Origin of the sequence: Streptomyces sp. NPDC016459 (assembly GCF_040632845.1) — a bacterium.
Lineage (GTDB): Bacteria > Actinomycetota > Actinomycetes > Streptomycetales > Streptomycetaceae > Streptomyces.
Genome location: NZ_JBEYCR010000003.1, coordinates 295813 through 316965, shown reverse-complemented (window position 1 = coordinate 316965; position 21153 = coordinate 295813). Strand labels below are relative to the sequence as shown.

20 protein-coding genes and 1 riboswitch are annotated in these 21153 nt (G+C 72.9%); of the genes, 6 read left to right on the top strand and 14 right to left on the bottom strand.

Annotation, left to right across the window (positions count from 1 at the left end; genetic code table 11):
* Positions 1-75: 75 nt before the first annotated feature.
* Both ABZ567_RS11650 and ABZ567_RS11645 read right to left on the bottom strand, forming a co-directional pair.
* Positions 76-1212, bottom strand: a complete 1137-nt coding sequence (locus ABZ567_RS11650; RefSeq protein WP_360787172.1) for a DUF6745 domain-containing protein — start codon at positions 1210-1212, stop codon at positions 76-78.
* A 25-nt stretch (positions 1213-1237) separates the two neighbouring features.
* Positions 1238-1564, bottom strand: coding sequence for a hypothetical protein (locus tag ABZ567_RS11645; RefSeq protein WP_360787168.1), 327 nt, complete (start codon positions 1562-1564; stop codon positions 1238-1240).
* 210 nt (positions 1565-1774) lie between these two features.
* Between ABZ567_RS11645 and ABZ567_RS11640 the strand changes: the two genes are divergently transcribed.
* From ABZ567_RS11640 to ABZ567_RS11620, 5 genes are read left to right on the top strand one after another with little or no spacing between them, the layout of a single operon-like run.
* A complete protein-coding gene (locus tag ABZ567_RS11640) occupies positions 1775-2731 on the top strand; it encodes an STM4015 family protein (RefSeq protein WP_360787165.1) in 957 nt (318 codons plus the stop codon).
* Positions 2728-3933, top strand: a complete 1206-nt coding sequence (locus ABZ567_RS11635) for an STM4014 family protein (RefSeq protein ID WP_360787163.1) — start codon at positions 2728-2730, stop codon at positions 3931-3933. The genes ABZ567_RS11640 and ABZ567_RS11635 overlap by 4 nt, the downstream gene beginning before the upstream one ends.
* A 29-nt stretch (positions 3934-3962) precedes the next feature.
* Positions 3963-4784: an STM4013/SEN3800 family hydrolase gene (locus tag ABZ567_RS11630; protein WP_360787637.1), complete on the top strand. Its 822-nt coding sequence runs from the start codon at positions 3963-3965 to the stop codon at positions 4782-4784.
* A complete protein-coding gene (locus ABZ567_RS11625) occupies positions 4781-6121 on the top strand; it encodes an STM4012 family radical SAM protein (RefSeq protein ID WP_360787160.1) in 1341 nt (446 codons plus the stop codon). The genes ABZ567_RS11630 and ABZ567_RS11625 overlap by 4 nt, the downstream gene beginning before the upstream one ends.
* 57 nt (positions 6122-6178) lie before the next feature.
* Positions 6179-7045 (top strand): STM4011 family radical SAM protein, encoded by an 867-nt coding sequence (locus ABZ567_RS11620; protein WP_360787634.1) that lies wholly within the window; start codon positions 6179-6181, stop codon positions 7043-7045.
* Here ABZ567_RS11620 and ABZ567_RS11615 read toward each other — a convergent pair.
* Together ABZ567_RS11615 and ABZ567_RS11610 are read right to left on the bottom strand one after the other, a co-directional pair.
* A complete protein-coding gene (locus tag ABZ567_RS11615) occupies positions 7032-7826 on the bottom strand; it encodes an SGNH/GDSL hydrolase family protein (RefSeq protein ID WP_360787157.1) in 795 nt (264 codons plus the stop codon). The two genes, ABZ567_RS11620 and ABZ567_RS11615, sit on opposite strands and share 14 nt — an antisense overlap.
* A gap of 162 nt (positions 7827-7988) precedes the next feature.
* A complete protein-coding gene (locus ABZ567_RS11610) occupies positions 7989-8993 on the bottom strand; it encodes a LysM peptidoglycan-binding domain-containing M23 family metallopeptidase (RefSeq protein WP_360787154.1) in 1005 nt (334 codons plus the stop codon).
* Between the two features lie 4 nt (positions 8994-8997).
* Positions 8998-9152, bottom strand: a riboswitch (cyclic di-AMP (ydaO/yuaA leader).
* 393 nt (positions 9153-9545) lie between these two features.
* Here ABZ567_RS11610 and ABZ567_RS11605 point away from each other — a divergent pair.
* The gene (locus tag ABZ567_RS11605) at positions 9546-10367 is read left to right on the top strand and encodes a tyrosine-protein phosphatase (RefSeq protein WP_360787152.1); all 822 of its coding nucleotides are present in this window, start codon (positions 9546-9548) and stop codon (positions 10365-10367) included.
* Between the two features lie 9 nt (positions 10368-10376).
* Here ABZ567_RS11605 and ABZ567_RS11600 read toward each other — a convergent pair whose 3' ends face one another.
* From ABZ567_RS11600 to hpnC, 10 genes are all read right to left on the bottom strand, one after another.
* Entirely contained in the window at positions 10377-10532 is a 156-nt protein-coding gene (locus ABZ567_RS11600) for a DUF6126 family protein (protein WP_360787149.1), read from the bottom strand.
* 19 nt (positions 10533-10551) lie between these two features.
* Complete coding sequence (locus tag ABZ567_RS11595; protein ID WP_360787147.1) at positions 10552-11181, bottom strand: helix-turn-helix domain-containing protein; 630 nt, start codon at positions 11179-11181, stop codon at positions 10552-10554.
* Between the two features lie 69 nt (positions 11182-11250).
* The gene (locus tag ABZ567_RS11590; protein ID WP_360787144.1) at positions 11251-12636 is read right to left on the bottom strand and encodes an aspartate aminotransferase family protein; all 1386 of its coding nucleotides are present in this window, start codon (positions 12634-12636) and stop codon (positions 11251-11253) included.
* A gap of 7 nt (positions 12637-12643) precedes the next feature.
* Positions 12644-13666 carry an adenosyl-hopene transferase HpnH gene (hpnH, locus tag ABZ567_RS11585; RefSeq protein WP_360787141.1) on the bottom strand — a complete coding sequence of 341 codons (1023 nt, stop codon included), beginning with the start codon at positions 13664-13666 and terminating at the stop codon, positions 12644-12646.
* A 7-nt stretch (positions 13667-13673) separates the two neighbouring features.
* A complete protein-coding gene (locus tag ABZ567_RS11580; RefSeq protein ID WP_360787139.1) occupies positions 13674-14345 on the bottom strand; it encodes a 1-hydroxy-2-methyl-2-butenyl 4-diphosphate reductase in 672 nt (223 codons plus the stop codon).
* Complete coding sequence (gene shc / locus ABZ567_RS11575) at positions 14345-16333, bottom strand: squalene--hopene cyclase (RefSeq protein WP_360787136.1); 1989 nt, start codon at positions 16331-16333, stop codon at positions 14345-14347. Before shc ends, ABZ567_RS11580 begins: the two co-directional genes overlap by 1 nt.
* A gap of 106 nt (positions 16334-16439) precedes the next feature.
* The gene (locus ABZ567_RS11570) at positions 16440-17540 is read right to left on the bottom strand and encodes a polyprenyl synthetase family protein (protein WP_360787133.1); all 1101 of its coding nucleotides are present in this window, start codon (positions 17538-17540) and stop codon (positions 16440-16442) included.
* Positions 17537-18937 carry a hydroxysqualene dehydroxylase HpnE gene (hpnE, locus tag ABZ567_RS11565; RefSeq protein ID WP_360787130.1) on the bottom strand — a complete coding sequence of 467 codons (1401 nt, stop codon included), beginning with the start codon at positions 18935-18937 and terminating at the stop codon, positions 17537-17539. The genes ABZ567_RS11570 and hpnE overlap by 4 nt, the downstream gene beginning before the upstream one ends.
* A gap of 82 nt (positions 18938-19019) precedes the next feature.
* Complete coding sequence (gene hpnD / locus ABZ567_RS11560; protein ID WP_360787128.1) at positions 19020-19970, bottom strand: presqualene diphosphate synthase HpnD; 951 nt, start codon at positions 19968-19970, stop codon at positions 19020-19022.
* A complete protein-coding gene (hpnC, locus tag ABZ567_RS11555) occupies positions 19967-20878 on the bottom strand; it encodes a squalene synthase HpnC (protein WP_360787126.1) in 912 nt (303 codons plus the stop codon). Before hpnC ends, hpnD begins: the two co-directional genes overlap by 4 nt.
* Positions 20879-21153 lie beyond the last annotated feature (275 nt).

Genomic DNA, 21153 nt, shown 5'->3' with positions numbered 1-21153 from the left:
CCGCCTCCCGTACGCCACTCCTGACCGGCGTCGCCCTTCACCTCTCCGTACCAGCCGGCCCGCTCGCGGGCGCGCTCAGGTCTGGACGAGCGGTTCGTACGCGTCGGGGTGCAGCCCGAAGGTCCAGGCGACGCCCTCCCGCGCGGTCCTGGTCGTGGGCGGCACCCGGAGCCAGTACGTGCGGTGGGTGCCGTCGGGCTCGGGCGTGGAGTTGACGACCTCGACCATCGCCACGTCCTCGTCGTCGGCCAGCTCGATCCGCCAGAGGACCCCGGTCTCGTCGCGATGCTCGTGCCGGGCGCCGGAGGCGGCGAGGTACCGCTCGTAGCCGTAGTACTCCAGCATCACGCGCCGCAGTTCGGCGTTCTCCTCCTTCCGTATCCGCTCCGGGGTGAGTCCGGCGAGACCGGCGAGGAACGTGGCGGGCACGGGCATGCCCCGCCAGGCGTGCAGGGCGAACCCGTCGGCGAACGCGAGCGCCGGGCCGTCGCCCCGGTCGAGCCGGCCCGCCTCGTCCCGGTGGAGTTCGACCGGGCGCTCGCAGACCACGGCGACGTTCTCGTAGGGCCACCACCAGCCCGCGTGTCGGGCGACGGCGGCGAGGCCCGCGAGGCGCTCGCCCTGCCCTTCGAAGGCGGCGAGCCAGGCGGCGTCGTGCTGACCGAGCACGGCGTCGAGCAGCACGAGCCGCACGGCGGTCGCCTCCCGCTCGGCACCCGCCGAGCCGACGAGGCCGTCGTCCGCCGAGCCCACGAGACCCTCGTCCGCCGAGCCTCCGGCGTCGTCCGGGTCTCCGGCCCCGGCCGCCGCAGCCGTGGCCGCGTCCGTCACCCCGGTCCGTATCCGCTCCGCGAGGTTCCGGGTGGGGTCCCACAGGGGGGCGCCGGTCGCCTGCCAGTGGGCCGCCCACCCGGCGGGTCCGAGGTCGTCGTGGAGGCGGCGGCGCTCCTCCGCCCATGGTCGGGTGCGCACCGCGTCCCGTACCGAACGGTCCTGTTCCGTCAGGCCCCGTACGACCGTGACGGCCGCGAGAGGCGAGTCGGCCCAGAGCACGCGCGCGGGTTCGGCGAGGCCCGCCGTGCGGTAGGCGAGCCGGACGCCGTCCTCCGCGGCGGCGCGGTCGGCGGGCCCGGTGGCGGCGGCGACCGATCGCCACGAGTCCAGTGCGGTGGTGCGGTCCATGGCGGCGTGGTTCACGTCGGTGTGGTTCATGTCGCTGTCCCCAGGTCTCTCTCGGTCAGTCCGCGACGATCCGGTACGCGCCGGGCACGTACTCCCGCTGGCGCACCACCCGGTACCAGCCCCTGGGAAGGGGTATCGGAGCGTGTTCCTCGTGCACCACCCGGCCGCCTTCGGGGAGTTCGAGCAGGAACGGGCCGAAGGGCCCCGGTTCCCGCACGAGCCTGCCCGGCCCGTTGATCGCGTGGGCGTGCCCGGTGACCTCTCCGAGGGCGAGGACCAGGCGCCCTCGGGCGTCCCTCGGCTCCCCCGGCGCCGTCCTCGCCCGCTGCGGAACGGCCGTCTCGTCGACGGGCGCGATCAGTACGTCTCCCTGCCGGTACATGGCTCTGCCCTCCCCGTCCGGCGCGGTCGGCCGAACACGAGAACGACGCTAGAGGGCGGGTCTGACAATCGGTCCCCGGACCGGCGGCGGCGCGGCCGGCGGCCCCCTCGCGGCGTCCGGGACCGACCCGGCGAACGGTGTTGTCGGTGCCGCTTGGTAGAACTCAGACATCAGCCGATCCACGCCAGTTCGCCGTACGGGAGCGCAGTCATGACCGTTCACCACCACATGCGGGAATTCCACGACCTGCCCGTGTTCGACTTCCCGGCGGCGGACGCGCCGGTCGAGCTGCCCGACGCGGCTGCCGTCGCCTGGCGGATCTCCTCGCCGACCTACTGCGACCCCGGGGACGAGCAGTGGGGGCCGCTCTTCGAGCGGTTCCTGAAGACGGTCGACGCGGGACGGGTGCGCGCGCTGGTCGTCGGCGGTTGGGACGAGGCGTACGAGAACTCGTCGGCCGACATCGTGACGGCGCTGATCGGGGCCGCTGACCGGCTGACCGGCCTGGAGGCCGTGTTCCTCGGGGACATGCTCTCCGAGGACTGCGAGATCTCGTGGATCGTCCAGTCCGATGTGACGCCCCTGCTCGCCGCCTACCCGGGGCTGCGGGAGTTCGGCGTGCGCGGCGGCACGGGCCTGGTGTTCCCGTCCGTCCGGCACGAGAGCCTGGAGACCCTCGTCGTGGAGACGGGCGGTCTGGGCGCCGAGGTCGTGCGCGGGATCGCCGGGAGCGACCTGCCCGCCCTGGTGAACCTGGAACTCTGGCTCGGCACCGACGAGTACGGCGGCGACAGCACCCCGGAGGACCTGGCTCCGCTGCTCTCCGGTTCGGCGTTCCCGGCCCTGCGCAGTCTCGGCCTGTGCAACAGCGTGATCCAGGACGCCGTCGCCGCCGCCGTGGCGAGCGCCCCCGTGGTCGCCCGGATCGAGCGCCTCGACCTGTCCATGGGCGTGCTCACCGACGAGGGCGTGGCGGCGCTGCTCGACGGGCAGCCGCTGACCCATCTCGCCCATCTCGACCTCTCCCACCACTACCTGTCGGAGGCCATGCGCGAGCGGGTGCTCGCCGCGCTCGTCCCGCACGGTGTGACCGTCGTGCTCGGCGACGCCGAAGAGCCCGACGAGTACGACGGCGAGGTCTACCGGTACGTCGCGGTCGCCGAATGACCGCCGCCCCGCGTCTCGTGGTCGTCGGCGATCCGGCGGGCCGCCGCGTCGCGTTCTTCCAGGACGCGCTGCGGACCGCCGGGCTGCCCGGGGCGCGGGTGGTGTCCTGGCCCGAGGTGCTGCGCGGCGGTGCGCGGTTCGGGGCGGGCGAGACCGTACGCCTGGACTCGCCCGGTGAGGACCCCGAGGCCGACCGGGTGCTGCGCGGCCTGGACGATCCCTCCCGGGTCGAGGGCTCCGGCCGCTGGTACGAGCGGTTCGTCGAGGCCGTGGCGGGTCTCGCCGGGTCCGTCGCCGGGGCGGGCGCCACGCTCGTCGACGACCCCGCCGAGCTCGCGGTCCTGTTCGACAAACGGCTGAGCCACGGCCTGCTGCACGCGGCCGGGGTGCCGGTGCCCGCGTCCCCGACCTCCGGGCCGTCCGCCCCCGTGGTGCGCGGCTGGGAGCACGTCCGATCGCTGACGGCCGAGGCAGGGATGCGCCGGTTCTTCGTGAAGCTCGCGCACGGATCGTCCGCGTCGGGGGTGTTCGCCGTCCAGACCGACGGCGCGGGCCGGGTGCAGGCCACCACCTCGGTGGAGCGCGGCCCCGGCGGACGCCTCCACAACTCCCTGCGGGTGCGGCGGTACACGACCGAACGCGAGGTCGCCGCCCTCGTGGACACCCTCGCGCCCGACGGTCTGCACGTCGAGCGCTGGCTGCCCAAGGCCTCCCAGGACGGCCGGGCCGCCGATCTGCGGGTGGTGGTCATCGACGGCAGGGCCACCCACGCCGTGCTCCGCACCAGCCGCTCCCCCATGACCAACCTGCATCTGGGCGGGACCCGCGGCGACCTGGCCGCGGCCCGCGCCGCGATCGCCTCGGCCGGCGGACGGTGGTCGGACGCGCTCGCCGTGTGCGAGCGGGCCGCCGCCGTCTTTCCCGGCACCCGGTGCGTGGGCGTCGATCTGCTGCCGGCCACGGGCTGGCGCCGCTTCGCCGTGGCCGAGGTCAACGCCTTCGGTGATCTGCTGCCGGGCCTCACGGGCCTGCCCGGCAGCGGCGCAGAGGGTCTCGACACGTACGCGGCGCAGGTCGCCGCGCAGTTCCCGACGACCGCTGAGGCCCTGAAGTCCCCCGAGGCCTCGGCACCATCGCAGAAGGCGCTGCGAACCCCGCAGGCCCGTCCCGCCCCCCGCACCACAGGAACGAGCAGTCCGTGAACCAGCAGCCCGCGAACCGGCGGCCCGACATGAACGCGATCGTCGGCAGCCACGATCTGCTCCTCGTCACTCTCGACACCCTGCGGTACGACGTGGCGGTGGAGCTCGCGGCCGCGGGCCGCATCCCGAACCTGGCCCGTCATCTGCCCGGCGGCGCATGGGAGCGACGGCACGCCCCCGGCAGCTTCACCTATGCCTCCCACCAGGCGATCTTCGCGGGCTTCCTGCCGACCCCGGCCGCCCCCGGGCCGCACCCGCGTCTGTTCGCGGCCCGGTTCGCGGGCAGTGAGTCGACCGCCGGCGGCACCTTCGTCCACGAGACCCCCGACCTGGTGTCCGCGCTCGCCGGCGAGGGCTACCGGACGGTCTGCGTCGGCGGCGTGGGCTTCTTCAACAAGCAGCCGCCGCTCGGCACCGTGCTCCCCGGCCTGTTCCAGGAGAGCCACTGGGAGCCCGACTTCGGCGTCACCTCCCCCACCTCCTTCGAGTCCCAGGTGGCCCGCGCGGAGGAGGTCGTGGCCGGGCTCCCCCACGGGCGTCGGCTCTTCCTCTTCGTCAACGTGTCCGCGCTGCACCAGCCCAACTGGTTCCATCTGCCGGGGGCGACCCCCGAGGCGGGTGACTCCCGGGCCACCCACGCGGCGGCCCTGGAGTACGTGGACCGGCACATCGGACGGCTCTTCGCCGCGATGAGCAGTCGGCGTCCGTGCTTCGCGATCGTCTGCTCCGACCACGGCACGGCGTACGGGGAGGACGGCCACACCGGGCACCGGATCGGTCACGAGGTCGTGTGGACCGTCCCGTACGCGCAGTTCGTCCTCGCGGGCCCGGAGCGGGAGGCCCTGGCATGAGCGACGCCATCCGCCCGTACCGCAGCTACGTCTACGCGTACCCGCACAAGACGGCGTACCGCGCGCTTCCCGAGCGCCCGGAGCTGACCGCGCTCTGGGCCGGGGAGCCGAAGGACGCGCTCTCCCTCTACGCGCACGTACCGTTCTGCGAGGTCCGCTGCGGCTTCTGCAACCTCTTCACCCGGATCGGCGCCCCCGACGAGCTGACCGGCCGCTATCTCGACGCCCTCGACCGCCAGGCCACCGCCGTGCGGGAGGCCCTCGGGGACGGGACGCCGGTGCGGTTCGCGACGGCCGCGTTCGGCGGGGGCACGCCCACCTTCCTCACGGCCGCCGAGCTGGAGCGGCTCTGCGACATCGCCGAGAAGCGGATGGGGGTCGACCTCCGGGCGGTCCCGCTCTCCGTGGAGACCTCGCCCGCGACGGCGACCGCCGACCGGCTCGCGGTCCTCGCCGAGCGGGGCGCGACCCGGCTGAGCATCGGGGTGCAGAGCTTCGTGGAGGCCGAGGCCCGGGCGGCCGTCCGGCCGCAGCGGCGCGCGGACGTCGAGGCGGCGCTCGGCCGCATCCGGGACACGGGCGTGCCCGTGCTCAACATCGACCTGATCTACGGGATCGACGGCCAGACCGAGGAGTCCTGGCGGTCCTCGCTCGACGCGGCCCTGGTCTGGCGCCCCGAGGAGCTGTATCTCTACCCCCTGTACGTCCGCCCCCTCACCGGCCTCGGCCGGATCTCCCCCGCCGACCGGCTGCGGGCCGACCGGGAGTGGGACGAGCGGCGGCTGCGTCTGTACCGGTACGGCCGGGACCATCTCCTCGCGCACGGCTACGAGCAGGTGTCCATGCGGATGTTCCGGCGGACGGACGCCGCACCGCTCGGCCCCGACGACCACGCCTGTCAGACGGACGGGATGATCGGCCTGGGCTGCGGGGCCCGTTCGTACACGTCGGCCCTCCACTACTCCTTCGACTACGCCGTCGACATGAGGGAGATCCGCTCGATCATCGACGCCTACACGGAGACCGCGGACTTCTCCCGCGTCGAGGTGGGCCGCTGGGTCGACGCCGAGGAGGCCCGCCGCCGCCATCTGCTGCAGTCGCTGCTCCAGGCCGAGGGCATGCCGGTCGCGGCGTACGAGGAGCGGTTCGGGTCCTCGCCGTTCGCGGACTTCGCCGAGGAGCTGGGCCGGTTCGAGCGGCTCGGTTGGCTGGACGCGGACGCCCCGGCGGGGCTCCTGCGGCTGTCACCGGACGGGCTCGCGTACTCGGACGGGCTCGGCCCGGAGCTGTTCTCCCCCGACGTGCGGGCCGCGATGGCCGCGTACGAGCCGAAGTAGGGGACCGGCATGGACCTCATCCTCGGCTCGGGCCCGGATCTGACCCCTGGCCCGGGCATGGACCTGACGCTGCTCTACCGCGGGCCGCTCTCGTCCTGCGACTTCGACTGCCCGTACTGCCCCTTCGCGAAGCGGCGGGACAGCCGTGAGCAGTTGCGGGCGGACCGGGCCGCGCTCGAACGGTTCACCGGGTGGGCCGCCGGACAGACCGGCGACCGGCTGCGGGTCCTCTTCACGCCGTGGGGCGAGGGGCTGGTGCGCTCCTGGTACCGGCGGGCGCTGGTCGACCTGTCACGGCTGCCGCAGGTCGAGCGGGTGGCGATCCAGACCAATCTGAGTTGCCGGACGGACTGGCTGGCGGAGGCGGACCCGGAGCGCGTGGCGCTCTGGTGCACGTACCACCCCGGGCAGACGCCGTTCACGCGTTTCCTCGCCAAGTGCGGGGAACTGGCGGAGCGGGGCGTCCGGTTCAGCGTCGGCGTGGTCGGTCTGCCGGAGCACACGGAGCACGCGCGCCGGCTGCGCGCCGCGCTGCCGCCGCACGTCTACCTCTGGGTGAACGCGGCGGAGGGGCACACGTACACCGACGCGGAGGCGGGGGCGTGGACGGCGATCGATCCGCTGTTCCCGTACAGCCGTCATCCGCACCGCTCGGCGGGGCTGCCCTGCCGGACCGGGGAGTCGGTGATCTCGGTGGACGGCGAGGGGACGGTGCGGCGCTGCCACTTCGTCAAGGCCGAGCTGGGGAACCTGTACGACGGTTCGTACCGTGCCGCCTTGCGTCCCCGGCCCTGCCCCCTCGCCGTCTGCGACTGTCACATCGGCTATGTGCACCTGGAGACACTGCCTCTGTACGACGTGTTCGCCGGCGGGGTCCTGGAGCGGATCCCGGCCGGCGGTCCGCCGCCGCTCAGAGGGGCATGAGGTCCGGTCGCTTGGCCGCGACGTGGTCGCCGGAGCTCTCGCCGCGCAGCCGGCGCCCGATCCACGGCACGAGGTACTCCTTGGCCCAGTAGATGTCGTCGCGGCGCACCTCCAGCGTGCCGCGCGGGGGCACGGGCGGCCATACCTGGTCGGGGTCCGCGGGCACCGGCAGGCCGAGGACCTGGGCGGCGCGGAGGGCGACCCTGGTGTGCCCCTCGGCCGAGAGGTGCAGCCGGTCGCTGTCCCAGGCGCGCCGGTCCTGCACGGACCGGAGGGACCACAGGTCGAGGACCGGGCAGTCGTAGCGGTCCGCGATGGCCCGGACGTGGGCGGTGTAGGTGGCGATCTTGCCCCGCAGGTGCCTGAGCACGGGCACGTCACGGGTGTCGAAGCCGGTGGTCACCATGACGGTGCCGACGGCGGAGGTCAGTTCGGCGACAGCGCGCTCGAAGCGCTCGGCCACGTCGTCGGGGTCCGTGCCGGGGCGGATGATGTCGTTGCCGCCGGCACAGAAGGTCACCAGGTCGGGGGCGAGTTCCTTCGCCCGCGGGACCTGTTCCGCCACGATCTGGTCGAGGAGGCGCCCGCGTATGGCCAGGTTGGCGTAGCGGAAGGCGTCGCCCTCCGGCAGCCGGTCGGCGAGCAGGACCGCGAGGCGGTCCGCCCAGCCGACGTACGTCCCGTCCGGGCCGGGGTCTCCGACGCCCTCGGTGAAGCTGTCACCGATCGCCGCGTACGACCCGAATACGTTCTTGTCTCTTGATCTCGAATCGTCTGCCACGGGAGCACATCCTTCCCTCTGGGATGTGACCTACGCGACCGTAAGGAGGGGTTGACGCCGGGTGACATATGCCACCGATAAAGAGTTTGCCAAGCCGGAATAGACGGGGAACACGCCGGTGGCCCGGCACGGGAGTGCCGGGCCACGCGGGGTGCCGGTGTGTCAGATGGAGACGCCGTGCTGGCGCAGGTAGCCCAGCGGGTCGATGTCGGAGCCGTAGCTCGGCGAGGTGCGGATCTCGAAGTGCAGGTGCGGGCCGGTGGAGTTGCCGGTGGAGCCGGAGAGGCCGATCTGCTGGCCGCCGCTGACGGACTGGCCGGACGAGACGGAGAGGGAGGAGAGGTGGGCGTACTGGGAGTAGCTGCCGTCGGCGTGCTGAATGACGACCTCGTTGCCGTAGGCGCCGCTCCAGCCGGCCGAGACGACCGTGCCGGCACCGACGGCGCGGACGGTGGTGCCCGAGGAGGCGATGAAGTCGACACCGGTGTGGTAGCCGGAGGACCACATGGAGCCGGAGGCGCGGTACGGGGTGGAGATGCCGCCGCTGACCGGGGAGACCCAGCCGGACCCGGAGGTCGAGGCGCCGGAGCCCGTGGACTGCGCGGAGGACGAGGAGGAGCCGGAGTCCGAGGACCGGGTGACGGGGGCCGAGGCCTCGGCGCGGTCGTCGCCGCGGGAGGCGCGCGGGGTGTCGCCGTTCTTCGAGGAGGACCGCTCGGGGGCGGCCTTGGGCGCGGCGCTCTTCGGGGCGGCGGCCTTGGCGGTGCTCTTGGCGGTGCTCTTGGCGCCGAGCGTGAGCTTCATGCCGGGCAGGATGAGCGAGGGGTCCTCGCCGACGACCTGGCGGTTGTCCGCGTACAGCTTCTGCCAGCCGCCCACGAGGCGGTGGTCGGCGGCGATCTTCGACAGGTAGTCGCCCCGCACGACGGAGTACGTCTTCGGTGCGGCCTTGGCGGCGGGGGCGGCCTTGGCGGAGGCGGGAGCCTTCACCTGGGCGGCAGCGGTGACGGCCTGGCCGGCGGCGGCCGGGGCGGACTGCTCGGCGGCGTGGGCCCCGGTGGCGCCGAGGAGTGGGAGCGCGACGACGGCGCCTCCCGTACCGGCGGCGGCGATTCCGCGGGTCAGGCGGTTGGTCTTGATGCGGCGGTGCTTACCCTTCGCGGGCATGACGAAATCCTCTCCGGCGCCTACGAGGTGAGCTGTCGGGTTCGGACTGGAGATGTCCGGCCGCGCTCTCACGCGGCTTCACCCCAAGCCGTCCTGCGTCGCGGGACCGGCGTACTTCCTGGGTCCCCCGCTCCTGCCACACATGGGTGAGTGGGAATTCCGGACGGTGGCAGGATTCGGCGGTCCGACCGGATTGACGGTGACGCTAGACGAGCGGGGTCGACACGAACAAGCCACTGTTTTCCGCCCGCTTTCCCCGCCCCGCCTTTCCCCCGGAATTCCGGTCACCCTCCGTGGATGACGGTCCTTCGATCCCCCTTTCACGCAGGGCAATTGGTTCCGGCCGTCGGCCACGATCCGTCACCTTTATGACCCTGCTCACGCGCCGAGTCTCATCTCGCCCGCAAACGGGGCGAGTTGTACGCAAGGCCCTAATCCGGACAGATCGCCCATTCCCGTGCAGGGGGGTGACCCGGCACCGTCCCGCCTGGATGATTGCCCCTGGAACCGATCTCGCTTCGGGCACCCGACCGCCGACCACCAGGAGCATCCGTGACGCAGCAGCTGCCGCAGGTCCCGCCCCTCGACATGACCGAACCCGCACTGACCGAGGTCCGCAACTTCCGGGACGTGGGCGGTCTGCCGACGACCGACGGGCGAGCCGTCCGCCCCGGGCGCCTCTTCCGCAGCGGCCACCTCGCCCACGCGACCGCGGCGGACGCCGCCTTCCTCGAATCGCTGGGCCTGCACACCGTCTTCGACTTCCGGAACCTGGCCGACCGGAAGGTGGAGGGCCCCGACGTCGAGCTGCCCGGCGTGCGGAACGTGAACATACCCCTCAACGATCCGGCGGACGGCAAGGAGTTCTGGAAGCTGGTCCGCGGCGGCGACATCGCACAGCTGCGGGAGATCCTCGGCGACGGCAAGGCGGCCGCCACCATGTCCGACTCGTACCGGAAGATGGTGGTCGAGCGGACCGCGGAGCACAGCCGGATCCTGCACGCCCTGGCGGAGGACAGCCTCCCCGCCCTGATGCACTGCGCGGCCGGCAAGGACCGCGCCGGGCTCTCCATCGCGATCACGCTGCTCGCCGTCGGGGTCGAGCGGACGGCGATCGAGGCCGACTACGTGAAGTCGAACGAACCGCACCGCCGCTACAAGGTGCGCCGCAGCTCCACCGCGCCGGACGCCATGTCGCCCGAGGTGATGGAGCTGCTGAGCCCGCTCTTCGACGCACGGGTGGAGTATCTGCGCGGGGCCTTCGAGACGATCGAGACGACGTGGGGCTCCGTGGACGTCTACCTCGCCGAGGGCCTGAAGCTGGCCCCGGAGACCCGCGAGCTGCTGCGGGAGCGCCTGCTCACCGAGGCGTGACCCCGCCGCCTACTGGTTCTGGCCACCCAGCACGAAGAGCAGGTAGAGGAAACCGGCGAAGAGGTGGCCGGCGATCAGATAGGCGAAGAGCCGGAGGACCAGTCCCTTGGGGAACTTGCCCTCCCCGCGCTCTTCACCGGTGACCGGTCGTGACTTCTCGGACATGTCAGCCCTTTCGGAAGCATCAGCGTCGGTGCGGCGTCCCGTCGCCGAGACACAGCTCGGCCACGGGACTCCGCAGCAGGGTGTGGACGAACAGCAGCTCCGCCCCGCCGGGAGTGGCGGCGCCGATCCGGTGCGGGGTGAGCGAGTCGAAGTGGGCGCCGTCCCCGCGGTCGAGGACGTGGACGACGTCACCGAGCGCGAGCCGCACCCGGCCCTCCAGGACGTGGATCCACTCCTCCCCCGGGTGGACGCGCACGATGTCGGCCCGGGTGGCGTGCGGCACGTGGACCCGCAGGCACTGCAGGGCGCGCCCGGCGCCGCCCGCCTGGCGGTAGACCCAGCCGTCGGCCTCGACGGGTTCGGAGCGGGCCGCCCGGACGACGGGGTCGCGTTCGGGCGGCGCCTCGCCGAGGAGCTCGGAGACCGTCGTACCGTAGATCCGGGCGAGGGCGAGCAGCATCGGCAGCGAGGGCTGCCGGTTCCCCGTCTCCAGGCGCGAGAGGTGGGCCGGGGAGAGGCCGGCCCGCTGGGCGGCGGCCTCCAGGGTGAGTCCCCGGCGGCGGCGCAGGGCCCGCAGCTGCGGGGCGACGTCCGGCAGGGAGCCGGGGGTGGCGGGGTCCGGGGAGAGGTCCCCGGGGACGTGGTCCATGCGTCCATTGCGCCAGCATCGTGCCTCTGAGGCAAGTTTCTTGCCTCAGAGGCAAAGACCCGACCGGGGTCAGCGTTGCGCGACGGCCTGCTTCACCAAGGTCTTGCCGAAGTCCCACATCAGCCCGCCGCCGCCGTGGGCGTCGTCCATGACCGCCGTGAAGGCGGTGACGAACCGGTCCACGTCCGCCTCGTCGATGATGAGCGGCGGGATCAGCTTGATCACCTCCAGATGGTCCCCGGAGACCTGGGTGAGGATCCTGTGCCGCTGGAGCAGCGGGACGACGACCATCTGCGCGAAGAGCCCCTTGCGGGCCGCCTGCAGCATCGTCCAGCGGCCGCGCAGCCCCAGCGAGGACGGCCTGCCGAACTCGATCCCGATCATCAGTCCGCGCCCACGGACCTCGTGGAGCAGTTCGTACCGGGGTACGAGCTCCCGCAGGCGGGCGGACAGCAGGTCGCCGATGCGACGGGCGTGCGCTACCGTCCCCTCGTCCTCCATGACCGACAGGACCGCGAGCCCGGCCGCCATGGCCTGCGCGTTCGATCCGAAACTCGCCGAGTGGACGAGGACCCGGTCCATCGACGAGTAGACCTTCTTGAAGATCCAGTCCTTGCCGAGGGTGGCGCCGACCGGCACGTAGCCGCCGGAGAGCGCCTTGGCGACGCAGACCAGGTCGGGCTCGACCCCTTCCTCGTGCTGGTACGCGTAGAAGTCGCCGGTCCTGCCGAGGCCGGTCTGCACCTCGTCCGCGATCAGCAGGGCGCCGTGCTCGTGCAGCAGGTCCTGGGCGGCGCGCAGGAAGCCGGGCGGGGCCTCGTGGACGCCCTTGCCCTGGATCGGCTCCACGACGAAGGCGGCCACGTCGCCGCCGCGCAGCTCCCGTTCCAGGGCTTCGAGGTCGCCCAGCTCGATCGCCGTGTCGGGCAGGAGCGGGGCGAAGCCGTCCCGGAAGCCCTTCTCCCCGTTGACGGAGAGGGAGCCGGTGGTCAGGCCGTGGAAGGCGTGGGAGCAGTAGAGGACCCGGGGGCGCCCGGTGGCGTACCGGGCGAACTTGAGGGCGGTCTCCACGGCCTCCGTGCCGCTGCTGCCGAAGAACACCCGGTCGAGGTGCGGGCTGTGGCCGAGCAGTCGTTCCGCGAGGAGTCCGGGCAGCGGCGGGCAGTCGAAGCGGGTGAGGTCGGCGAGCTGGGCGTCCAGGACGTCGTGGAGGGCCTTGCGGACGACGGGGTGGTGCCGTCCGAGGCCCATCACGCCGAAGCCGGCGAGCATGTCGAGGTGGTCGACGCCGTCGGCGTCCCAGAAGTGGGCGCCCTCGGCCCGCTCGTACACCTTGTCGAAGCCGATGGTGTGGAGCATCCGCGGCAGTTGGGGGTTCAGATGGCGGGCGTGCAGCTCGTACCGCTCGCCGCCGCGTTCGGCGAGCAGCGCCCGCAGGTCGAACTCACCCGTCATGAGGCACTCACCCGTTGTTCCCGGAGACGGTCTCCCTGACCGCGCGCAGGGACTCCTTGAGGGAGCCCATGGTGGCGAGGACGGCGGTGGGCTCGTAGCCGCAGTGCGCCATGCAGTTGGCGCAGCGCGGGTCCTTGCCGCGGCCGTACTTGTCCCAGTCGGTGTCCTCGATGAGTTCGCGGTACGTGGGGACGTAGCCGTCGCTCATCAGGTAGCAGGGGCGCTGCCAGCCGAAGAGGGAGTAGTTCGGGATGGCCCAGGCGGTGCAGGGGAAGTCCGCCTTTCCTTCCAGGAAGTCCAGGAAGAGCGGCGAGTGGTTGAGCCGCCAGCGACGCCGGTTCCCGCCGGCGAAGGCCTTCTTGAAGAGTTCACGGGTCTGCTCGACGCCGAGGAAGTGCTCCTGGTCGGGGGCCTTCTCGTACGCGTACGCGGGCGAGATCATCATCTCGTCGACCTGGAGGTCGTCGTTGAGGAAATTGAGGACCTCGATGATGGTCTGCGGGGTGTCGGTGTTGAAGAAGGTCGAATTGGTGGTGACGCGGAATCCGCGTCGCTTGGCCTCCTTGATGGCCGCCACCGCCTCGTCGAACACGCCTTCCTTGGCGACGGACTCGTCGTGCCGTTCGCGCAGGCCGTCGATGTGCACGGCGAAGGCGAAGTACCGGGAGGGCGTGAAGTCCTCCAGCTTCTTCCGGAGCAGCATCGCGTTGGTGCAGAGGAAGACGTACTTCCTCTTCGCCACCAACTGGCGGACGATCTCGTGGATCTGAGGGTGCATCAGGGGCTCTCCGCCCGCGATGGACACCATGGGGGCGCCGGACTCCAGGACCGCGCCGACCGCCTGGGCGACCGGCATGCGCTGCTTGAGGACGCCCGCCGGGTGCTGGATCTTTCCGCAGCCCTCGCACTTGAGGTTGCACGCGAAGAGCGGCTCGAGTTCCACGATCAGCGGGAACTTCTCGCGCTTGCGGAGCTTCTGTTCGAAGAGATAGGTCCCGACCCTGATGGACTGGCGCAGTGGCATGGCCATGACTCGCTCACCTCCTGGGGAGCAGCAAAGAACGGTGCCATTCGAAGAAAGCGGGAAGGACGGCACGAAGAACACGGAAGGCCGATATTCCCCCGCGCACCGTCCCGATCCGGAGCAGTTCATGATCTGGAGCGTCCACGACCACCCGGACGGCCGCAACGGGGCGGGCGCCGGGCCCTCCCCCGGGGCTTCCGGCGGCCCGTGCGGTACGCAGCGTCGCGGCGGACTCCATGTCGACGGCGATCGCGCCGGTGGCGCGCAGCGCGGCCCGCTCGGGGCCGCGCACCACGTGGTCGGAGCCGGTCAACGGCCCGGTGTGCACGGCCCGGCCCGGCACCGCCCTGGCGAGGGCCTCCACCAGGAGCTCGGTCCCGGTGCAGGGGGTGGTGCCGTCGGGGCCACGGGTCTCGTCGGCGACGATCAGGTCCCCCGGATGCATGCCGGGGGCCAGCCCCGCGCAGAAACCGGAGGCGATGACGGCCGCGTCCCGCCACCGCTCCCCGCCGAGCGTCCGGGACACCGCCCGGTGGGCCCGGCCGGGTCCCATGCCCGTACGGAGCACGGTCACGGCCCCGGGAGCGCCACCGCGGTCCCCGCTGCGCAGGGCGAGCTGCTCGATGCCGAGCGCGCAGGCGATGAGCAGATGCGGCGGGGCGCCGGGGCCCGGCTCGCGCCCCATCAGCGCACCCTGCCGGGCGCCGGCTCCCCGTACACGTAGCGTCCGAGCGCCGTGAGGGGGAACACCTGCCGGTAGAGGTGGTAGTTGATGGAGAAGTCCCAGGGGAAGCCGGTGCCGGTGAAGTACGGCTCGTCCCAGGAGCCGTCCTCGCGCTGGGTCGCGGTGAGCCAGGCGACGCCGCGCCGGACGGGCTCGGAGTCACGCTCGCCCGCCGCGAGGAGGGCCATCAGCGCCCACGCGGTCTGGGAGGCGGTGGAGGCACCCCGGCCGATCCACTCCGGCTGCGTGTAGGAGCGCATGTCCTCGCCCCAGCCGCCGTCGTCGTTCTGCGTGGAGCCGAGCCAGGCGACGGCCCGGCGGATCGCGGGATGGGAGACGGGCAGCCCGGCCGCGGTCAGCGCCGGGAGCACCGAGCCGGTGCCGTACACGTGGTTGACGCCCCAGCGCCCGAACCAGCCGCCGTGCGGCTCCTGTGCGGCGAGGAGCCACTCGACGCCCCTGCGGGTACGGGGGTCCTCGGCGAGCCCCTCGTACGCCAGCATCTCCACCACGTGGGCGGTGACGTCGGCGGAGGGCGGGTCGATCACCTCGCCGAAGTCGCAGAAGGGCAGCTTGTTGGGCAGGGCGCTGGTGTTGTCGGCGTCGAACGCGCCCCAGGCGCCGTCGCGCGACTGCATGCCGAACGTCCAGCGCGCGCCCCGGGCGACGGCCGCCTCGACCCGGGCCGGCTCGGGGTGGCGGACCCGGCGCAGGGCGAGCACCACCTCCGCGGTGTCGTCGATGTCGGGGTAGTTGTCGTTGTGGAACTCGAACGCCCAGCCGCCCGGTGGCAGTCCCGGCCGTCGTACCGCCCAGTCCCCCGTCCGGGTGATCTCCTCGTCGAGCATCCAGTCGACGGCCTTCAGCAGGGCGGGGTGGTCCGGCGGGAGTCCCGCGTCCGCGAGGGCGATGGTGGCGAGGCAGGTGTCCCAGACGGGCGACTGGCAGGCCTCGACCATCCGCGAGCCGTCCTCGCGCCACACGGCGAACCGGTCGAGCGACTCCAGGCCGGCGCGCATGACGGGGTGTTGGAGGTCGTAGCCGAGGAGGTGGAGGGCGATCACCGAGTAGACGGCGGGCGGCTGGATGCCGCCCCAGCAGCCGTCGTTCTCCTGGCGCTCGACGATCCAGCGCGCGGCCAGGTTCATGGCGGTCCTGCGCAGGGCGCGCGGCGCCACCCGGTGGTAGACGTGCAGCGCCTTGTCGAGCCGCTGGAAGATCCCGTCCCAGCCGGTCGCGGGGGCGAGGGGGCGGGGCGGGTTCGGCCGGACCGGGTCGGTGTGCAGCTCGTCGAGGGGGAAGGGCGCGGGGCGGACCGGGCGTTTCGCGGAGACGACGGTGAGGGGCACGATCGTCTGCCGGGCCCAGCAGCCGAAGTCGTAGATGTTGAGCGGGAACCACTTCGGCAGGAAGAGCAGTTCCGGGGGGAGTTCGGGCAGGTCCTCCCAGCGCCACCAGCCGAAGAGGGCGAGCCAGATCCGGGTGAATACCCGGGCGGCAGCGATGCCGCCCCCGGCGCGGACCCAGGCGGCAGCGCGGACCATGTGCGGAGCCTCGGGCGGGTCTCCGGCGAGCCGGAGGGCCACATAGGCCTCGACGGTGGCGGAGACCTCTCCGGGTCCGCCGTAGAAGGTGGCCCAGGCGCCGTCCTCGCGCTGTTCGCGGCGGATGTGGAGGGCCGCGGCGCGGAGGGTGTCGGCGTCGAGGATGCCCAGGAACTGGCGGAGGAGGAGGTCCTCGGCGTCCATGGTGACGTTGGTCTCCAGGTCGCCCTTCCACCAGCCCTCGGGGTCCTGCAGGGCGAGCAGGTGCTCGACGGCCCGTTCCGTGGCTCTGGCGGCGGCCTCGTCGAGGCCGGCGGGCGCGGAGGCGTCGGTGTGGTGGGTGGTGCTGGCCGCGGCCGTCCGGGGGCCTACGGCCCCGGCGTTTCCGTCGGTCGTCGCTGTCATGGCTTCCCCTTTACGCAGTCGGTTTCATCTGCTCTACGGGTCTGCCGTCGGCCGGCGCCGAAGGGCACCGGCCGGCGACCGCGAACTCATATCAGGGTGATGGTGATCATCTCTTCCGTACGACCACGAAGTCGGCCAGCGCGGTGAGCTGCGCCCGGACGCGGGCGGGCATGTCCACCTCGTGCAGGGCCTCGATCGCGACGGCGTGCTGGCGGCGGGCCTCCTGGGAGGTCCACTCGCGCCCCCCGGCCTCCTCGATGAGGGCCGCCCGGAAAGCGAACTCCTCCTCGGAGAAGGTGTCGAAGTCGTTGGACTTGGCGTCCGCCGCGAGCAGTTCGCCGAGCCGCTCCGAGGCCTCGCCGCCGGCGGCGAGGGCGGCGACGACCGGCAGGGACTTCTTGCGCTGGCGCAGGTCGCTCCAGGTCTGCTTGCCGGTGGCCCCGGGGTCGCCCCAGATGCCGAGCAGGTCGTCGACGGCCTGGAAGGCGAGGCCGAGGTGGTAGCCGTACTCCTCCAGCTTGTCGGCGGTGCGGTCGTCGGCGCCGCCGAGCACGGCGCCGATGGAGACGGCGCAGGCGAGCAGGGCGCCCGTCTTGTTGCCCTCCATCTCCAGGCACTCCTCGACGGTGACCCGTTCCCGGTGCTCGTACGAGATGTCCTGGGCCTGCCCGTCGATGAGCTTGCGGGAGGCCGTGGTGAGCCTGCGGGTGGCCCGGCCGGCCTCGACGGTGCCGAGTTCGAGGAGCAGCTCGTTGGCGAGGGCGAACAGGGCGTCGCCGACGAGGATGGCCTGCGCGGGGCCGTGCACCTTCCACACGGTGTCGCGGTGGCGGCGCTGCTCGTCGCCGTCCATCAGGTCGTCGTGCAGCAGCGAGAAGTTGTGGACGAGCTCCACGGCGACGGCGCCGGGGACGCCGACCTCGGGCGGGGCGCCCGCGACCTCGGCCGACAGCAGGGCGAGCGCGGGGCGGACGGCCTTGCCGCCGTCGCCGTCGGCGGGGTTGCCCTGGGCGTCGATCCAGCCGAAGTGGTAGGCGGCCACGGTGTCCATGGGTGGTGCGAGGCGGTCGACGGCCGCCCGCAGTACGGGGGTGGACAGGGTCCGCCCCCGCTCCAGCAGTGCGGTCACGTCCGCGGTGTCGACGGCCGGATTACCCGGCGGCACAGTCGGCACGGTCTCTCCTCTTGTTCCGGTACTCACACTCATACCGCCTCCTGAAGCGGATGGTCATGGCGGCGGCCGAGGGCGGAGAGCGCGGCGCCCGCCGCGCTGAATCCGCTGCGGACGGCACCCTCCATGGTCGCGGGCCAGCCGGTGGCGGTCCAGGCGCCGGCCAGGTAGAGCCCCGGGGCCTGGGTGCGGGCGCCGGGGCGGAGCCGGCCGACGCCCGGGGTGGGGGCGAACGTGGCCGTCCGCTCCCTGGTGACGAAGAAGTCGCGGATGCCGGCGCCGCGGGCGGCGGGCAGCAGCCGTTCCAGCTCGGGGAGGTACTTCGCGCGCAGGGCCGCGACGGGTTCGTCGATCTCGTCCTGGGCGGCGGACTGGGAGACGGCGAGGTACTGGCCGCCGCCGGTGAGCCCGGAGGAGTCGGTGCGGTCGAAGACCCACTGCACCGGGGATCCGAGCGTGGTGAAGAAGGGCCGCTTGAGGACCTTGCGGTCGTAGACGACGTGGAGGTTGAGGATGGGGGCGGTGGCGATGTCGAGGAGCCGGTCGGGGTCGTCGAGTGCGCCGTCGGGCAGCAGACCGTGGGTCTCCTGCTGGGGTACCGCGAGGACGACGGCGTCTGCCGTGAGCGTCTCGCCGGGTACGTCGACGGTCCAGCGGCCGTCGTCGGTACGGGCGATCCGCTCGGCCTTGGTGCGGAGCAGGGTGCGGACGCCGAGGGCGTCGAGCTCCTTCGCGGCGCGGGTGTCGTGGAGTTCGCCGAGCGGGACGTGGGCCCAGCCGATGTCGGCGGCACCGGGCTCGGACAGGAGCCCGGTCTTGAAGACCATCGCGGCGAGTCCCATGGAGGCCTGCGGGGCGGGGGCGTTGAGGGTGGGGACGCCGACCAGGTCCCAGAGGGCCTCGATGGCCCGGGGGGACTGTCCGTGCCGTCCGAGCCAGGTGGCGAAGTCGATGCCGTCGAGCGCGGGGTCGGCGGGGTCGAGTTTCTTCAGGGCGAGCGCGGCCCGGCCGACGGAGGCACGCTCGGCGAGGGAGAGGTGCGGGTACGTGGCGAGGCTGCGGGCGAGGTGCAGCGGTACGGGGAGGTCGTCGCGGCGGATCCGGCCGAGGCGGGGACCGCGCGGGTGGCCGACGTCGAGGACGGGGACGTCGAGACGGTCCTGGAGGGGCGCGAGCCTGGCTCCGTCGACCCGGCCGAGGAACCAGCGGTACGCGGTGCAGCAGCGCAGGTAGACGTGCTGGCCGTTGTCGACGGTGAGGTCACCGCGGCGGAAGGAGAAGGCAAGGCCGCCGAGCCGGGGCCGCCCTTCGATGAGGGTGACGTCGACGCCCGCCTCGGCCAGCCGGAGCGCGGCGGTGATCCCGGCGAGCCCGCCGCCGACGACGACGGCGTGGGGCCGCCGGGCGTTCTGCTCGGTTCCGTCGTGGGTCACTCGGCCTCCGCTCGGGTCGTCGCGCAGAGGGACGCCGAGGCGGCGCCCGGGGTTGCCCGGCGGTGGGGGGTGTGCGGGCTCATCAGGCATGCCCCCTGACACCGCGCCGGGCGATGTGACGGGTGTCGAGGCCGGAGAGGCCGCGGACGGCGACGTACGCCTTCTCCCGGCCGGGCAGCGAGACACGGCCGCGCAGCACGGCCCCGGGGTCGCGTTCGATCCGGTCGAGCAGACGGCGGTAGATGCCGGCCATGGCGGCGACACAGGCGCCGCTGCGCCGGTCGAGCATGGGCAGCAGTTGGTAGCCCTCGGCGAACAGGGCACGGGCGCGCCGCACTTCGAAGTGGATGAGGCCCTCGAAGTCGGAGCCGGCGGGCGGTGTGTCGCCGCGGAAGCCGTCTCCGCAGCCGAACTTGGCGAGGTCGTCGGCGGGCAGGTACGTGCGCCCGTTGCCCGCGTCCTCGCGTACGTCCCTGAGGATGTTGGTGAGTTGGAGCGCGAGGCCCAGGGTGTCGGCGTACTCGGGGGCGCGGTCGGCGCCCCGGGCGCCGGGCTGGGTGCCGAAGACGCCGAGCGAGAGCCGGCCGATCGCCCCCGCGACGCAGCGGCAGTAGACCTTGAGGTCGTCCCAGGTCTCGAAGGTCGCACCGTGCACGTCCATGAGGACGCCGTCGATGAGTTCGTCGAGGCCGTCGAGCGGGAGCGGGAAACGGCGGGCCGAGTCGGCGAGGGCGACGGCGACGGGATCGGTGTCGTCCTCGTCGACCTCACCGGCGCGGACCCGGTCGAGCAGCGCGCGGGTGGCCTCCAGGCGCTCCCGCTTGACCTCGGACGCGAGGGTGCCGTCGCCGATGTCGTCGACGCGCCGGGAGAAGGCGTACAACGCGGACATGGCCTGGCGCTTCCCGGTCGGCAGCAGCCGGATCCCGTAGGCGAAGTTGCGTGCCTGCTGTCCGGTGACCGTCTCGCAGTAGCTGTAGGCGGCCTGTACCGGTGCGGACGGCTGGGGCTGTGCCTCCACGGTCGCGCTCACCCCTCTCTCCGCGCCCGGAGCATGACCGCTCCCACCTGGCGCATCAGGCTCGGCTTGGTGGACTTCGGTGCGCCGCTCAGTACGTCGAACCCGGCGTCGGTGATCGCGTCGAGCGCGGCGAGCCCCCCGGCGGCGAATCCCGCGAGGAGGAGGCGGAGCCGGCCGTGGACGCTGCCGACGAGCGGGGTGCCCGCGTGGAGCAGGTCGCGGGCCCGCTCCGCCTCGAAGGCGATCAGTGCGCGCACGGAGGCGCCCGCGGCGGGGCGTGCGAGGTCGGCCTCGGTGACGTGGAACCGCTCGAGGTCCTCGGCGGGCAGGTAGATCCGGTCGTTGCCGAGGTCCTCGGCGACGTCCTGGAGGTGCTCGACGACCTGGAGGGCGGTGCAGATCTCGTCGGAGCGGCGGATCCGCTCGGGGGTCTCGGTGCCGGTGATGGCGAGGACGAGCCGGCCGACGGGGTTGGCGGAGAGCTCGCAGTACGCGAGGAGGTCGTCGTACGTCTCGTAGCGCCGGACCTGCTGGTCCTGCCGGTTGGCCGCGATCAGGCCGAGGAAGGGCTCCGGGGTGAGCCGGTGGCGCCGTACGGTCGGCTGGAGGCCGCGCAGGAGGGGGTGGCGCGGGGTGCCGTCGAAGGCGCGGCGGAGGTCGGCCTCGAAGGCGTCGAGGAGGACGAGCCGGTCCTCGGCGGTCCCGGGGTCGAGGCCGAGGTGGCGGGCGTCGCCGCCGCCGGGGGCGAGGTCGCCGTCCCCGATGTCGTCGACGAGGCGGGCGAAGCCGTAGACGGCCATGAGGTCGTCGCGCCAAGCCCGGGGCAGGAAGAAGGGGGCCACGGGGAAGTTCTCGTCCGCGGCCTTGCCGAGTGTGGCGCGCGAGGAGGCGTCGGGGCGCGCCTGCCGGGTGTCCGTCACAGGTCACTGCCCGACGGAGGGACGGCGACACCCTCGTGGAGCTGGAGATTCTGCGTCATGGCCGTCACGTCTCCCGTTCTACACTGCGGATCCAATCCATCCTATTTCGGACACGCCGCCGACCCCTGCCCGTAGAGCCGTGACCCGGAGGCCCGATGGTCGTGGGGTATCGCCCTACTTGCCGCGAAACAGACCGGTCCAGCTTACGTCGTACGACCTCCGTCGCCGTTCCGGGGTGGCGTGCGCCGGGAAGCTCACTCGTACGAGTCGTCAAC

Bases quoted from the DNA above. Each gene is read 5' to 3' on its own strand.
- ABZ567_RS11650 (WP_360787172.1), bottom strand. From the start codon at position 1,212: ATGAACCACACCGACGTGAACCACGCCGCCATGGACCGCACCACCGCA.
- ABZ567_RS11645 (WP_360787168.1), bottom strand. From the start codon at position 1,564: ATGTACCGGCAGGGAGACGTACTGATCGCGCCCGTCGACGAGACGGCC.
- ABZ567_RS11640 (WP_360787165.1), top strand. From the start codon at position 1,775: ATGACCGTTCACCACCACATGCGGGAATTCCACGACCTGCCCGTGTTC.
- ABZ567_RS11635 (WP_360787163.1), top strand. From the start codon at position 2,728: ATGACCGCCGCCCCGCGTCTCGTGGTCGTCGGCGATCCGGCGGGCCGC.
- ABZ567_RS11630 (WP_360787637.1), top strand. From the start codon at position 3,963: ATGAACGCGATCGTCGGCAGCCACGATCTGCTCCTCGTCACTCTCGAC.
- ABZ567_RS11625 (WP_360787160.1), top strand. From the start codon at position 4,781: ATGAGCGACGCCATCCGCCCGTACCGCAGCTACGTCTACGCGTACCCG.
- ABZ567_RS11620 (WP_360787634.1), top strand. From the start codon at position 6,179: ATGGACCTGACGCTGCTCTACCGCGGGCCGCTCTCGTCCTGCGACTTC.
- ABZ567_RS11610 (WP_360787154.1), bottom strand. From the start codon at position 8,993: ATGCCCGCGAAGGGTAAGCACCGCCGCATCAAGACCAACCGCCTGACC.
- ABZ567_RS11600 (WP_360787149.1), bottom strand. From the start codon at position 10,532: ATGTCCGAGAAGTCACGACCGGTCACCGGTGAAGAGCGCGGGGAGGGC.
- ABZ567_RS11595 (WP_360787147.1), bottom strand. From the start codon at position 11,181: ATGGACCACGTCCCCGGGGACCTCTCCCCGGACCCCGCCACCCCCGGC.
- ABZ567_RS11590 (WP_360787144.1), bottom strand. From the start codon at position 12,636: ATGACGGGTGAGTTCGACCTGCGGGCGCTGCTCGCCGAACGCGGCGGC.
- hpnH (WP_360787141.1), bottom strand. From the start codon at position 13,666: ATGGCCATGCCACTGCGCCAGTCCATCAGGGTCGGGACCTATCTCTTC.
- ABZ567_RS11580 (WP_360787139.1), bottom strand. From the start codon at position 14,345: ATGGGGCGCGAGCCGGGCCCCGGCGCCCCGCCGCATCTGCTCATCGCC.
- shc (WP_360787136.1), bottom strand. From the start codon at position 16,333: ATGACAGCGACGACCGACGGAAACGCCGGGGCCGTAGGCCCCCGGACG.
- ABZ567_RS11570 (WP_360787133.1), bottom strand. From the start codon at position 17,540: ATGAGTGTGAGTACCGGAACAAGAGGAGAGACCGTGCCGACTGTGCCG.